Origin of the sequence: Candidatus Burkholderia verschuerenii (genome assembly GCF_001189365.1) — a bacterium.
In the GTDB taxonomy this organism is placed as follows: domain Bacteria; phylum Pseudomonadota; class Gammaproteobacteria; order Burkholderiales; family Burkholderiaceae; genus Caballeronia; species Caballeronia verschuerenii.
Window position 1 is genome coordinate 28127 of sequence record NZ_LFJJ01000015.1, and the last position, 13821, is coordinate 41947.

Annotated in this window: 14 protein-coding genes and 2 pseudogenes; 13 read left to right on the forward strand and 3 right to left on the reverse strand. The window is 63.0% G+C overall.

From position 1 onward, the window contains the following. Positions 1–27: 27 nt before the first annotated feature. Positions 28–465, forward strand: coding sequence for a type II toxin-antitoxin system RatA family toxin (locus BVER_RS05375; RefSeq protein ID WP_050452425.1), 438 nt, complete (start codon positions 28–30; stop codon positions 463–465). Continuing rightward, positions 462–791, forward strand: coding sequence for an RnfH family protein (locus tag BVER_RS05380; protein WP_050452404.1), 330 nt, complete (start codon positions 462–464; stop codon positions 789–791). Before BVER_RS05375 ends, BVER_RS05380 begins: the two co-directional genes overlap by 4 nt. 7 nt (positions 792–798) lie before the next feature. Here BVER_RS05380 and BVER_RS05385 read toward each other — a convergent pair whose 3' ends face one another. Beyond that, entirely contained in the window at positions 799–1779 is a 981-nt protein-coding gene (locus BVER_RS05385; RefSeq protein ID WP_050452405.1) for a DMT family transporter, read from the reverse strand. A gap of 213 nt (positions 1780–1992) precedes the next feature. Here BVER_RS05385 and guaB point away from each other — a divergent pair, with 213 nt between their 5' ends. The 4 genes from guaB to guaA all read left to right on the forward strand — a co-directional run bounded on the left by guaB (position 1993) and on the right by guaA (position 6023). Then, complete coding sequence (gene guaB / locus BVER_RS05390) at positions 1993–3453, forward strand: IMP dehydrogenase (protein WP_050452406.1); 1461 nt, start codon at positions 1993–1995, stop codon at positions 3451–3453. A gap of 27 nt (positions 3454–3480) precedes the next feature. Further along, the gene (locus BVER_RS05395; protein ID WP_232316395.1) at positions 3481–4122 is read left to right on the forward strand and encodes a hypothetical protein; all 642 of its coding nucleotides are present in this window, start codon (positions 3481–3483) and stop codon (positions 4120–4122) included. Then, positions 4119–4310: a hypothetical protein gene (locus BVER_RS33440; RefSeq protein WP_232316396.1), complete on the forward strand. Its 192-nt coding sequence runs from the start codon at positions 4119–4121 to the stop codon at positions 4308–4310. The genes BVER_RS05395 and BVER_RS33440 overlap by 4 nt, the downstream gene beginning before the upstream one ends. A 129-nt stretch (positions 4311–4439) precedes the next feature. Next, complete coding sequence (gene guaA / locus BVER_RS05400; protein WP_050452407.1) at positions 4440–6023, forward strand: glutamine-hydrolyzing GMP synthase; 1584 nt, start codon at positions 4440–4442, stop codon at positions 6021–6023. Positions 6024–6443: 420 nt separating this feature from the next. Here the strand turns inward: guaA and BVER_RS05410 are convergent, their stop codons facing one another. Further along, positions 6444–6716, reverse strand: a complete 273-nt coding sequence (locus BVER_RS05410; RefSeq protein ID WP_050452426.1) for a type II toxin-antitoxin system TacA family antitoxin — start codon at positions 6714–6716, stop codon at positions 6444–6446. Between the two features lie 186 nt (positions 6717–6902). Further along, a complete protein-coding gene (locus BVER_RS05415; RefSeq protein ID WP_050452408.1) occupies positions 6903–7127 on the reverse strand; it encodes a DUF2399 domain-containing protein in 225 nt (74 codons plus the stop codon). Positions 7128–7180: 53 nt separating this feature from the next. On the opposite strand from BVER_RS05415, the gene thpR reads away from it, so the two are divergent. From thpR to BVER_RS05450, 7 genes and pseudogenes are all read left to right on the forward strand, one after another. Next, positions 7181–7723, forward strand: a complete 543-nt coding sequence (gene thpR, locus BVER_RS05420; RefSeq protein WP_232316397.1) for an RNA 2',3'-cyclic phosphodiesterase — start codon at positions 7181–7183, stop codon at positions 7721–7723. A gap of 92 nt (positions 7724–7815) precedes the next feature. After that, positions 7816–8379 carry a D-alanyl-D-alanine dipeptidase gene (ddpX, locus tag BVER_RS05425; RefSeq protein ID WP_050452409.1) on the forward strand — a complete coding sequence of 188 codons (564 nt, stop codon included), beginning with the start codon at positions 7816–7818 and terminating at the stop codon, positions 8377–8379. Between the two features lie 79 nt (positions 8380–8458). Beyond that, positions 8459–9993: pseudogene (locus tag BVER_RS05430) on the forward strand (ABC transporter substrate-binding protein). Further along, positions 9990–11060: an ABC transporter permease gene (locus BVER_RS05435; RefSeq protein ID WP_050452410.1), complete on the forward strand. Its 1071-nt coding sequence runs from the start codon at positions 9990–9992 to the stop codon at positions 11058–11060. Before BVER_RS05430 ends, BVER_RS05435 begins: the two are co-directional and overlap by 4 nt. A gap of 45 nt (positions 11061–11105) precedes the next feature. Next, the gene (locus BVER_RS05440) at positions 11106–12005 is read left to right on the forward strand and encodes an ABC transporter permease (protein WP_050452428.1); all 900 of its coding nucleotides are present in this window, start codon (positions 11106–11108) and stop codon (positions 12003–12005) included. Position 12006: 1 nt separating this feature from the next. Further along, positions 12007–12868, forward strand: a pseudogene (locus tag BVER_RS05445) (ABC transporter ATP-binding protein). Beyond that, a complete protein-coding gene (locus BVER_RS05450; RefSeq protein ID WP_050452411.1) occupies positions 12865–13602 on the forward strand; it encodes an ABC transporter ATP-binding protein in 738 nt (245 codons plus the stop codon). Before BVER_RS05445 ends, BVER_RS05450 begins: the two are co-directional and overlap by 4 nt. The last annotated feature ends 219 nt before the right edge of the window (positions 13603–13821 follow it).

The following is a 13821-nucleotide window of genomic DNA, read 5'->3' on the forward strand; positions in this document are numbered from 1 at the left end:
AAGTCACCCGAAGCCACCGCCGCGCCTATGGCAGACGTCCAAAAAACCGTATTGATCCGCCATTCAGCGGAAGAAATGTTCGACCTCGTCACCGATGTCGCCGATTACCCCAATTTCCTGCCGTGGTGCGGCGGCGTGGAAATCGGCCGGCACGACGAGACGGGCATGGAAGCGAAGATCGACATCAGCTTCAAGGGTATCAAGCAGCATTTCGCCACGCGCAATGTGAACAAACGGCCGACCTCCATCGATATGGAGTTCCTGAGCGGCCCTTTCAAGAAGTTCACCGGTTCCTGGCGCTTCATTCCGCTGCGCGCGGACGCCTGCAAGATCGAATTCGCGCTGCATTACGAGTTCTCCAACGTGATTCTGGAGAAGCTTATCGGGCCGGTGTTCAACCATATCGCCAATACTTTCGTCGATTCCTTCGTGAAGCGCGCGGATCAACGCTACGGCAAGAAATGAGTCTGCATATCGATGTGTGTTACGGCTTGCCCGATGGCGCGAGTTTTTCGGGGCGCGTGGATCTCGCCGACGGCGCGACCGTGCGCGAGGCGATCGACGCGAGCGGCGTGCTGGTGCGGCATCCGGACATCGATCTGACAACGCAGAAGGTCGGCGTGTTCGGCAAGCTGCGCGCGCTCGACGCGGCGCTCGACGATCTGGATCGCGTGGAAATCTATCGTCCGCTGAAAGTCGATCCGAAAACCGCGCGGCAACGTCGCGTGGACAAGACGCGCAAGGCCGGATCGATCGAAGGGCGCAAGTGGCAGTCGAAGGAATCGCGCTGAACCGGCGCTAGAGCGCGGGCGCTTCGTGGCCCGCGGAAGGCGGCGCGTCGGTCCGATGCTGCCGCACCAACCAGCACACGCCCGTCACCAGCAGCACGACCGCCAGCACTTCCGGCAGGCGCGGCATGCGGTGTTCGTAGACGAACGCGTACAGCAACGCGAAGAGCGTCTCGAAGACGATCATCTGTCCGGAAAGCGTGAGCGGCAGACGCTTCGCCGCCGCATTCCACAGCATAATATTGCCGACCCACGATCCGATCGTCGTAAGCGCGGCGCAGACGATCCAGAACGACTGCCAGCGCTCGGCGGACACGGTCGCCTGCACCGTCCCGGCGGGCAGCATCCAGACGATCAGGCCGAGCAGCGCGCCGAGCACGCCCGTCACGATTCCCCACAGCACCGACCATTCGTTGCCGTCGAAGTGATCGTTGGCCTGCAAATAACGCGCGTTGACGACCGCGTACCACGTCCACGCGGCCAGCGCGCCGACCGCGCACGCGAGGCCCGCCAGCCGGGTGAAGACGCTCGCGGCGTTGGCGTCGTCGGCGTGGGTGAGCACGTCGCGGAACACGTCGAGATTGATGCACGCGATGCCCGCGACCACCAGCGCCAGCGGCCCAACCAGTCGTCGCAAGTCGACCGCGCCGTGGTCGCGCCGGCCGGCGAGCGTCACCGTGACGGGCAAAACCCCCACGATCAGCGACGACGGCGCGATGCCGACCAGTTGCACGGCGCTGGCCAGCAGCATGTAGTACAGCAGGTTGCCGACCAGCGCGAGCTTGGCCAGCGCGACGAGATCCGCGCGGGTAAGTTTGGCCGTGAGCCGCCGCGCAAACGGCAACGCGACCGCCAGCGACACGATTCCGTACATCAGATAGCGCCCGACGCTCAGCGTCAGAGGCGAAAAATCCGGCAGCAGTCGCGGCGCGAGAAAGATGAAACCCCAGATCGCACCCGCACCCATCCCGTAGAACACACCGCGCCGCATTGCCCGACTCCCTGCTTCGAATTCATTTGACGGCGCGAAGCTTAGCATGCGGCTATAGGCACCCGTCTTGTTCAAACGTGCACCGCGATGACGCAGAAACGACGCGCGCGGGCGGTGCGGTTTTTGCATCAAATCGGCCTAAGCTGCTGTTCGGACAGTGAAAACCCGAAGAAGTATCGGTATAATCTTGCTTTTGCGCCCATAGGATTTGCCATGCGTCTGATCCAGAAAGCACTCACGTTCGATGACGTGCTCCTCGTGCCCGCCTTTTCCAACGTTTTGCCGCGCGATACCAGCCTGAAATCCCAGCTGACTCGCAACATCTCCCTGAATATGCCCCTCGTGTCCGCCGCAATGGACACGGTCACCGAAGGCCGGCTCGCCATCGCGATGGCGCAGATGGGCGGCATCGGCATCGTCCATAAGAATCTCACCGCCAAGGAACAGGCCCGCGAAGTCGCGAAAGTGAAGCGCTTCGAGTCCGGCGTCGTGCGCGATCCGATCACGGTGCCGCCGACCATGCGCGTGCGCGACGTCATCGCGCTGACGCAGCAGCACGGCATCTCGGGCTTTCCGGTGGTGGAGGGCGCGCAGCTCATCGGTATCATTACGAATCGCGATTTGCGTTTCGAGGAGCGTCTGGACGAGCCGGTGCGCAACATCATGACGCCGCGCGAACGTCTGGTGACGGTGCGCGAAGGCACGTCGCTGGCCGAGGCGAAGGCGCTGATGCACAGCCATCGTCTGGAGCGCGTGCTGGTGGTGAACGACGCATTCGAACTGCGCGGCCTGATGACGGTGAAGGACATCACCAAGCAGACCGAAAACCCGGATGCCTGCAAGGACGAAGACGGCAAGCTGCGCGTGGGTGCGGCGGTGGGCGTCGGTGCCGACAACGAAGAGCGCGTGGAACTGCTCGCGGCGGCGGGCGTCGACGTGATCGTGGTCGATACGGCGCACGGCCATAGCCAGGGCGTGCTGGAGCGCGTGCGCTGGGTCAAGCAAAACTATCCGAAGGTGCAGGTGATCGGCGGCAATATCGCGACGGCGGCGGCGGCGAAGTCGCTGGTCGAATACGGCGCGGATGCGGTCAAGGTCGGCATCGGCCCGGGCTCGATCTGCACGACGCGGATCGTCGCGGGCGTGGGCGTGCCGCAGATCACGGCGATCGCCAACGTGTCGGAAGCGCTGCGCGGTACGGGCATTCCGGCGATCGCGGACGGCGGCGTGCGCTTTTCGGGCGATGTCTCCAAGGCGCTCGCGGCAGGCGCGAATGTCGTGATGATGGGCAGCATGCTCGCCGGCACGGAAGAATCGCCGGGCGACGTGTTTCTGTATCAGGGTCGCCAGTACAAGGCGTATCGCGGCATGGGTTCGGTCGGCGCGATGAAGGACGGCGCGGCGGATCGCTACTTCCAGGACAATTCGGCGAATATCGACAAGCTCGTGCCGGAAGGCATCGAAGGCCGCGTGGCCTACAAGGGCTCGGTCAACGCCATTCTGTTCCAGGTCGTCGGCGGCGTGCGCGCGAGCATGGGTTACTGCGGTTGCCGCACCATCGCCGAACTGCACGACAAGGCGGAATTCGTGCAGATCACGGCGGCGGGCATGCGCGAATCGCATGTCCATGACGTGCAAATCACGAAAGAAGCGCCCAACTATCACGTCGATTAACCCAGTCGCTCATCGCGCAGGCCGATCATGAAACCGTTGCTGCGGGTCGTGCTTTTCGTCAATGCCCTGATTTTCCTGGCGTTCGGCGTGCTGTTCGTGCTGACGCCCTGGTCAGGGCTGTACGACGCGTTGCAACTGGCTTCGATGCGCGTGGAGCCGGTGTTCGCCGGGCAGTTGTTCGGCATCGCGCTGCTCGGTCTGGCGTGGCTCGCGTTTCACGCGGCGATCGACGGCGCGCTAACCGCCCGCGCGGCGCGAGTGGCGGGGCATGTGCAGTGGCTGTCGGGCATCGTCGTGATGGTCTGGCTGCTCGGTTTGCACACGCCGCAAGTCGATGGCTTCGGCCAGATGAGCGCGGCGGCCGTCGGCGTCGTGTTGCTGGTGGTCGGGCTCGGCAGCGTGCGCTTGTCGTCGGCGGTGCGGCGGCGCGAGCGCGCGGAGAAGGCCGGCGCGGCATCGGCGGATCGCGCGGAAAAGCGTGCCGCCAAGACGCGCAAGACTACGCCCGCCGTCGAAACGAGCACGGTATCGCCGCCGGATTCCGCACTGCGTCCGTCGGCGCGTGCGCCGAATGCGTCGGCGGTCGATCCGGTCACCGGACGCGTCGTCGATTCGACGGCGCCTATCGTGGCGCACCACGGAATGGACGGCGGCGCGGTCGATCCGTGACGGGCGGCACGCTCGATCCGCTCACGGGCCGCACGTTCGATCCCGTCAGCGGACGAGAAATCGATCCGGTGACGGGCAAGCGCATCGAGCCGGTCATCAGCGGGGATATCGATCCGGCGACGGGCCGGCGCATCGATCCGCTGACCGGCCGCGCCACCGCCGATCCGGCGAGCGGAGCGCCGCGCTGAGCGCGCGCATGCAGGACATACCAGAACGGTCGGCCACTGCGCCGGCCGTCGATTTATCTGCCGTCGTGGCGCGCCAGCGCGTCGTGTCGGCGCCCACATCATTCGTTCACTTAGCCTTTGGCCGCAGCCATGCACGACAAAATCCTGATCCTCGATTTCGGCTCCCAAGTCACCCAGCTGATCGCCCGGCGCATCCGCGAGTCGCACGTCTATTCGGAAATTCATCCGTACGACGTCGACGAATCGTTCATCCGCGAATTCGCGCCGAAGGGCATCATCCTGTCGGGCGGCCCGAACTCGGTCACCGAAGCGAATTCGCCGCGCGCGCCGCAAATCGTCTTCGATCTCGGCGTGCCGGTGCTGGGCATCTGCTACGGCATGCAGACGATGGCCGAACAGCTCGGCGGCAAGGTCGAACTCGGCAAGCTCCGCGAGTTCGGCTATGCGGAAGTGCAAGCGCTCAATCACACGGGCTTTCTGGAAGGCATCGCCGATTTCGCGAACGCGCAGAGCGAACCGATGCTCAAGGTCTGGATGAGCCACGGCGACAAGGTCGCGGACATGCCGGCCGGCTTCAAGCTGATGGCGTCGACGCCGTCGTGCCCGATCGCCGCAATGGCCGACGACGACCGTCGTTTCTACGGCGTGCAATGGCATCCGGAAGTCACGCACACGGTGAAGGGCAAGCAGATGCTCGACCGCTTCGTGCTCGAACTGTGCGGCGCGAACGCCGACTGGGAGATGGGCCATTACATCGATGAAGCCGTCGAGAAGATTCGCGCGCAAGTCGGCAAGGAACACGTGATTCTCGGCCTGTCGGGTGGCGTGGATTCGTCGGTGGTGGCGGCGCTGCTGCATCGCGCGATCGGCGATCAGCTGACGTGCGTGTTCGTCGATCACGGTCTGCTGCGTCAGGACGAAGCCACACAGGTGATGTCGACGTTCGCCGATCACCTCGGCGTGAAGGTCATCCATGTCGACGCGAGCGAAGTGTTCCTGCAAAAGCTCGCCGGCGTGACCGATCCGGAAGCGAAGCGCAAGATCATCGGCGCGGAATTCGTCGAAGTGTTCCATCAGGAATCGGACAAGCTGACGGACGCGAAGTGGCTCGCGCAGGGCACGATTTATCCGGACGTGATCGAATCGGCGGGCAAGGGAAAGAAGGGCGCGCACACGATCAAGAGCCACCACAACGTTGGCGGTCTGCCGGAAACGCTGAACCTGAAGCTGCTCGAACCGCTGCGCGAACTCTTCAAGGACGAAGTGCGCGAACTCGGCGTGAAGCTCGGTCTGCCGCCCGCGATGGTGTATCGCCATCCGTTCCCGGGACCGGGCCTTGGCGTGCGGATTCTCGGCGAAGTGAAGCGCGAGTTCGCCGATTTGCTGCGTCGCGCGGATGCGATTTTCATCGAGACGCTGCGCAATACCATCGACAAGGAGACGGGCAAGTCGTGGTACGAACTCACGAGTCAGGCGTTCGCGGTGTTCCTGCCGGTGAAGAGCGTCGGCGTGATGGGCGACGAGCGCACTTACGAATACGTCGTCGCGCTGCGCGCGGTGCAAACGCTCGATTTCATGACCGCGCACTGGGCGCATCTGCCGCATGAATTGCTCGGACATGTGAGCAATCGGATCATCAATGAAGTGCGTGGCGTGAATCGTGTTGTGTATGACATTTCGGGGAAACCGCCGGCGACGATTGAGTGGGAGTGATTTCGCCGCATTAAGTATAGGAAATTGTCGCAGCGTGTTGGTTTCATGCCGACTACGCTGCGGCATTTTTCTGGGACTAACGCTTAGTAGTAGAAACGGTTAGCAAGGCCGCGCCCAGCTTGATACCTTGAGCGCGGACATCGACTGCAAGCCTCGCAAGTACCATCACCGGCACGGGATCTGGCATGTTGCGCCTGACGGCACTTGTGGCTTCCTGGTGAGCAACGGCACCTGCAGCGAGTGCGTAATACCCGACCACGCGCTGATCCGCATCCTCTACGACGAACGTCCTGCTGGCTCCGTTGAGGTGATTCGTCAAGGCGCGTCGTCTTAGCCAATCGTCCAAGGATGGTTCGCCACAAGTAAACTCATCGAGTAAATGTGTTGCAGTGAGTGACGTCGGTGCTGAAAGCTGCATAGTTACGCTTTGCCTGTACTCCACGGAGCTTTAATCGCCATGAGGCGCTCAAGGCCAGGGTTACTTTCTTGTGGTGCATCGAGCAAAGCAGTGAACTGCTGGAACTTGTTCTCGTCCAGCGCAAAAAAGACTTGATCCAGCACGATTGCTTTTGCACGCTCGCAGGCGACTTCCAGCATAAAGTCCGAACGATTCTTGCCAAGCAGCCGAGCAGCGTGGTCAATCAAGTCGCGCTGTTCGGGCAGCGCCTGCAAGTTGATAGAAGCGTCACGCATGGCATCCTCCTTTGTTGTAAAGACACAGCTACACATTTTATGTCTGCGTGTAGTATTGTCAATACGCAGCCTGAGGGGGCGGACAGCGCGACATATCGTGTCGGGTCGGGTGCGCTACAGTATTCAGCCATTGCGCAAGTCATTGAGCAATTGGGTCCCAACCGCTTCTTCAGCGATAGCCAAGCCTCATCGCTCCATAGTGATGCTCAGCGCAGCATCCCAGGACGCGCCCACCGGTTTGCCAATCAACTCGTGCCGTTCCGGTGATGCCAATGCGACTGCAGCGTCGTAATCGGCGGAGCTGAATCGCCAGGGACTGGCATTCCAGATGCGCATGATCAGGTTGTCACCGGCATCTATGTTGAGCGAGAAGTGGCGGGCGGGATTCAAAGCAAATGCAGCGCACGCCATCCGTCAACTTGCGTGACGATATGTGTATCACTACAGCACCGCATTCAGACATATTGCGTCCGAACACATCGCTCTTCTTCGCCCTCTACCCCGACGAAGCCACCGCCCTTCGTCTCACCGATCTGGCCGCGCGGCTTCGCGTCGAACACGCACTGAAGGCGAGGGCGATTCCATCCGATCGCCTGCACGTCACGCTGCATCACCTCGGCGCGTTCGATGGCCGGCCGGCCGATATCGTCGAGCACGCGCGACGCGTCGCATCGACCATCCGGCTGCCTGCCGTCGACATCACGCTCGACCACATCGAAAGCTTCTCGGGCGGACGCGGCAAACATCCGCTCGTCCTCGCGGGAAACGCAAGCGAATCGCTTGTCGAACTCGAGCAGACGCTCGGAAAAGCGCTCGACGCAGCGCGCATCGACAGCAAACGCCATCCGCATTTCACCCCGCACGTCACGCTGCTTTACGACGAACGCCGCATCGCCCGGCAAACGGTGCAACCCGTGACATGGACCGCGACCGAATTCGCGCTCGTGCGCAGTTTTCTCGGCCAATCGCGGTATGAAATCGTCGTGCGCTGGCCGCTCGGCGCGTGAATTGAACGAAACTACCCGTACAGGAGGGTTTCGCGGATTTTTCTAACGGGTTATGGTTCGTCTATCGGAATGAATCGATACGAACCGCTTACATGACCCAATCCCCGCTGCTGCACATCACGCCCGACACGCATCACGTCCAGATCGATCTCGTCTACGCGACCGATCGCAATCTCACCGGCAAGCCCATCTACAAAGCCGCGCATTGTCTGCTGCTCGCACCGGCCGAAGCCGCGTTGCGCCGCGCGGTCGGCATCGCGCAGAGCTTCGGCATGTCGATCAAGATTTTCGATGCCTATCGTCCGCCGCAAGCGCAGCAAAAACTGTGGGACTTTCTGCCCGATCCGACCTTCGTCGCGCCGCTCGATCGCGGCTCGAATCACAGTCGCGGCACCGCGCTCGATCTCACGCTCGTCGATGCAGACGGCCACGAACTCGACATGGGCACCGGTTTCGACGCGATGGTCCCCGAGTCCGAACATTTTCATGCGGGATTGCCGGAGCATGTCCAGCGCAATCGCACGCTGCTGTTGGGCGTGATGCACGGCGCGGGCTTCACGCATATCAAGAGCGAGTGGTGGCATTACGAATTGCCAGGCTCGCGCGAACTTGCTTTGATCGACAACGACGAAAGCGGCCCGCTGCGGCTGATGTAATCCGACTTCACGAGGACGAAATCACATGAAAAAAGCATGGGCAGCGGTCCTGTTCGCAGCGGCGCTGGGTTTGACCGGTATGCAGACGACGCACGCGGCAACGCCGAAGGACATGTTCGTGATGGCGACGCTGCTCGACGAATTCACTTCGCTCGATCCGGGCGAAATCTACGAACTCGTGCCGGAAGAGTACGTCGCGAATACCTACGACCGGCTGATTCGCGTCGATCTGAAAGATCCTTCGAAATTCAACGGCGATGTCGCGCAGTCGTGGACCGTGAGCCCGGACGGTCTCACGTTCACCTTTAAGCTTCGCCCGGGCCTCAAGTTCCATTCGGGCAATCCGCTGACGGCCGATGACGTCGCGTGGTCCATTCAACGCACGGCGCTGCTGGACAAAGGCGCGGCCGCGGTGCTCGCGGGCATCGGGCTGACCAAGGCCAACGCGATGCAGAACGTGAAGAAGATCGACGACACCACGGTCTCCATCATGACGGATCAGCGTTACGCGCCGACGTTCGTGCTGAACGTGCTCGGCTCGTGGCCGGCGTCGGTGGTGGATCGCAAGCTCGTCGAATCGCACGCGAAGGGCAGCGACTACGGCAACGAATGGCTCAAGACCAATGAAGCCGGCTCGGGCGCGTACAAGCTCGTCAAATGGACGGCGAACGACAGCATCGTGTTGCAGCGCTTCGACGGTTATCGCATTCCGCTCGCGATGAAGCGCATCGTACTGCGTCACGTGACCGAAGCCGCGAGCCAGCGTCTGATGATCGAAAACGGCGATATCGACGTGGCGCGCGATCTCAGCCCCGACGATCTCGACACGCTCTCGAAAGCGGGCAAGATCAACGCGACCGCCGTGCCGCAGGCGACGCTGATGTATCTCGGTCTGAACAACAAGAACCCGAATCTCGCCAAGCCCGAAGTCTGGGAAGCGATGAAGTGGCTGATCGATTATCAGGGCATCCAGAAGAACGTGATCCGCACGACGTACAAGGTGCATCAGGCGTTCTTGCCCGAGGGCTTTCTCGGCGCGGACAACGAGAATCCGTACACCAGGATGTCGCGAAGGCGAAGGCGCTGCTCGCAAAAGCGGGTCTCGCAAACGGCTTCACCGTGAAGATGGACGTGCGCAACGACTATCCGTATAGCGAGATCGCGCAGGCGGTGCAGGCCAATTTCGCGCTCGCCAATATCAAGGTGCAACTCATGCCGAACGACAACAAGCAGACGCTCGGACGCTATCGCGCACGCGCGCACGATATCTACATCGGCGAATGGTCGGCGGACTATATCGATCCGCACAGCAATGCGCAGGGATTCGTCTGGAACCCGGACAACTCGGATGCATCGAGCTACAAGATGCTGGCGTGGCGCAACGCGTGGGACATTCCCGGTCTCAAGAAGGAAACCAACGCCGCGCTCGCCGAAAGCGATACGAAAAAGCGCGCGCAACTGTATCTGTCGATGCAGAAGGAAGTGCTCGCGAAATCGCCGTTCGTGATCATGTTCCAGAAAGTGTCGCAAGTGGCGGCGCGGCCGGGCGTGACGGGTCTCGAAGTCGGGCCGATCAACGATCTCGTGTCATATCGGAACATCAAGAAGCAGTGAGCGCCTTCACGATCCTCGCGGACCGCGTGCGCGCCGCGAACGCGCATCGCGGCGGCGTGCGTGTGGCGTTCGCGCTGCTGCGCTGGATCGCGATGCTCGTGATCACCTTCACGGGGCTGCTGGCGATCACGTTTTTTATCGGCCGCAAGATTCCGATCGATCCGGTGCTGGCGATTCTCGGCGATCGCGCGTCGGCGGCGGCGTACGCGGCGGCGCGCCTGCAGCTCGGGCTGGACAAGCCGCTCATCGACCAGTTCGCGATCTACGCGCGCGACGTGCTGCACGGTCATCTCGGCGTATCGCTGCTGACGGCCAATCCTGTCATCGACGATATCAAGCGCGTGTTTCCCGCCACGCTCGAACTCGCCACGCTGTCGACCTTTCTGGGCATCGCGATCGGTGTGCCGCTGGGCGTCGCGGCGGCCGTGAAGCACGATCGCGCGGTCGATCACATCGCGCGCGTGATCGGGCTGGCGGGCAGTTCGGTGCCGGTGTTCTGGCTCGCGCTGATGGGTCTGCTGCTGTTCTACGCGCGTCTGCATTGGGTATCGGGACCGGGGCGCATCGATCCGATGTACGACGGCATGGTCGATACGCGCACCGGCAGCTTACTGATCGATTCGGCGCTGGCGGGCGAGTGGGACGTGTTCAGAAACGCGTTCTTGCATATCGCGCTGCCGGCGAGCGTGCTGGCGTTCTATTCGATCGCGTATCTGTCGCGGATGACGCGTTCGTTCATGCTCGAACAACTCAGTCAGGAATACGTGACGACCGCGCGCGCCAAAGGTTTGACCGAGCCGCGCGTGATCTGGCGGCACGCGTTCGGCAATATCGCGGTGCCGCTGCTGACGGTGATCGCGCTCGCGTACAGCTATCTGCTCGAAGGCTCGGTGCTGACGGAGATCGTGTTCGCGTGGCCGGGCATCGGCTCGTATCTGACGGGCGCGCTGCTCAACGCCGACATGAACGCCGTGCTCGGCTCGACGCTCGTGATCGGCGCGACCTTCATCGCGCTCAATTTGCTGACGGATGCGCTGTATCGCGTGTTCGATCCGCGCGCACGCTGACATGGAGACCGCTTACGCATGCCATTGCCTGTCGAGAGCGCGCCGATGAAACCATCGTCCACGAACTGGCGCGCCTGGCTTTTGACCGATACGCCCGCGTCGCCGCGTCAGGCCGCGTTCGGGCGCGCGTATCAGCGCTGGCGACGGTTTTCGTCGAATCCGCTGAGCATGCTCGGGCTGGCAATTTTGCTGCTGCTGGTCGTGGTGGCGTTGATCGGGCCGTCGGTCGTATCGGACGATCCGTTCCGGCAAGTGCTGGCCGAACGTCTGACGCCGCCGGGCGCCGCGCACTGGTTCGGCACCGATCAGCTCGGACGCGACATCCTGTCGAGGCTCGTGCACGGCTCGCGCCTGACCTTGAGCATCGCGATGCTGGTGGTGGTGCTGGTCGTGCCGCTTGGCCTGCTGATCGGCACGGTCGCGGGCTATTGCGGCGGTTTCGTCGATACGGTCCTCATGCGGATCACCGACATCGCGCTCGCGTTTCCGAAGATCGTGCTCGCGCTCGCGTTCGCGGCGGCGCTCGGGCCGGGCGTGCTCAACGCGGTGATCGCGCTGTCGATCACCGCGTGGCCGCCGTATGCGCGGCTGGCGCGCGCCGAATCGCTGCGGCTGGCCAACGCGGACTATATCCACGCGGCGCGGCTGGCGGGCGCATCGCATACGCGGATCTTGCTGCGCTATATCGTGCCGCTGTGTTCGTCGTCCGTGATCGTGCGCGCGACGCTCGATATGGCGGGCATCATCTTCGCGGTCGCCGGTCTCGGTTTTCTGGGGCTGGGCGCGCAGCCGCCGAGCCCGGAGTGGGGCTACATGGTCGCGTCGGGCCGCAACGTGCTGCTCGACGCATGGTGGGTCGCGACCATTCCGGGCCTGGCGATTCTCGCGTTCAACCTGCTCGGCGACGGTCTGCGCGACGTCTTCGATCCGCGTCACGGAGGCTGAGATGTCCGACGTCCTGGCCGAAATCGATGGTTTGCAGGTCGCCTTCGCGGGTCACGACGGCGAACTCGCGCCCGCCGTTCGCGGTGTGTCGCTGACGGTGCGGCGCGGCGAGCGGCTGGGTATCGTCGGGGAATCGGGATCGGGCAAATCGCTGACGGGGCGCGCGCTGCTCGGACTGCTGCCGCCCGAGGCGAAATGGTCCGCGAATGCGCTGCGCTTCGACGGCCGCGATCTGCTCGCAATGCGCCCGAAAGAGCGCCGCACACTCTGCGGCACGCAGATGAGCATGATCCTGCAGGACCCGAAATACTCGCTCAATCCGGTGATGACCGTCGCGCAGCAAATGCGCGAAACCTTCGCGCGGCAGGGCGAACGGCTCAGCGCGAAGGCGATGCGCGAACGCATCGTGGAGGCGCTGGCCGCCGTGCATATCCGCGATCCGCAGCGCGTCGCGGATGCCTATCCGCACGAACTGTCGGGCGGCATGGGCCAGCGCGTGATGATCGCGATGATGGTGTTCGCGGGCCCGCCGTCTGTTGATCGCCGACGAGCCGATCAGCGCGCTCGACGTCCTGGTGTCGATGCAGGTGCTCGCCGTGCTCGATGAAATGATCGCGCGCCACGACACGGGCCTCGTCTTCATCAGCCACGATCTGCCGCTGGTGATGTCCTTCTGCGACCGCGTCGCGGTGATGTACGGCGGACGTATCGTCGAGATCTGCGCCGCGCGCGATCTCGCGCAGGCGCGTCATCCGTACACGCGCGGCTTGCTGGCCGCCAATCCGCCGCTGACCGATCCGCCCGACGAATTGCCGACTTTGCGGCGCGATCCGGCATGGCTCACCGAGTCGTTCGAGTCATGATCGACATCGAAAAGGCGTCCATCCGTTTCCGCACCAAGACCGGCCACGTCGATGCCGTGCGCGACGTGACGCTGCGCGTGGAGGAGGGCGAAGTATTCGGCCTGGTCGGCGAATCGGGCAGCGGAAAATCGACGCTGTTGCGCGCGCTCGCCGGCCTCACGCCGCTCAGCGAAGGCAGCATGCGAATCGCTTCGCACACCGATAAGCGCGACGTGCAGATGGTATTCCAGGACCCGTACGGCTCGCTGCATCCGCGCTTCACGGTCGACAGGACCTTGCGCGAATCGCTCGCGATCAACGGCATCGGCGATCAGGATGCGCGTATTTTGGCCGCGCTCGCCGAGGTCGGACTCGGGGCGGCGTATCGCTTTCGGTATCCTCATCAGTTGTCCGACGGACAGCGGCAACGCGTGTCGATCGCGCGGGCGCTGATCGTCGAGCCGCGCGTCTTGCTGCTCGACGAACCGACTTCCGCGCTCGATGTCTCCATGCAGGCGGAAATCCTCAATCTCCTGCGCCGGCTGCACGCGCAGCGCAAGCTGACGATGATTCTCGTCAGCCACAATCTGGCCGTCGTGGGCTTTCTCTGTCAGCGCGTGGCGGTGATGAAAGAGGGCGGCATCGTCGAGCAACTGGCGATCGAAGCCGTGCGCGCGCGCGACGTCCGGCACGAGTACACGCGCCGTCTTTTGATGGCGACGGATGGCTATTCGCGCGAGTCGCGGACCTCGTGAACCGTTTCGGTAGTTTTTGCGATGTCAAGCCAAAATTGTTTGTGCAGTGCCGCTCACTGTTGTGAAAACCACGCGTATAACCGGTATACCATGTCTTACAGCGGTCATCCGGATGTTCGACGAAAGCCGAACGCCAGCCGCTGTTAAAATACGCGACAAGAGTGTCGAGACGCGCCGACCAACGCCTTATGCGTGAGTATCCGGCTGCCCTCCGACTTC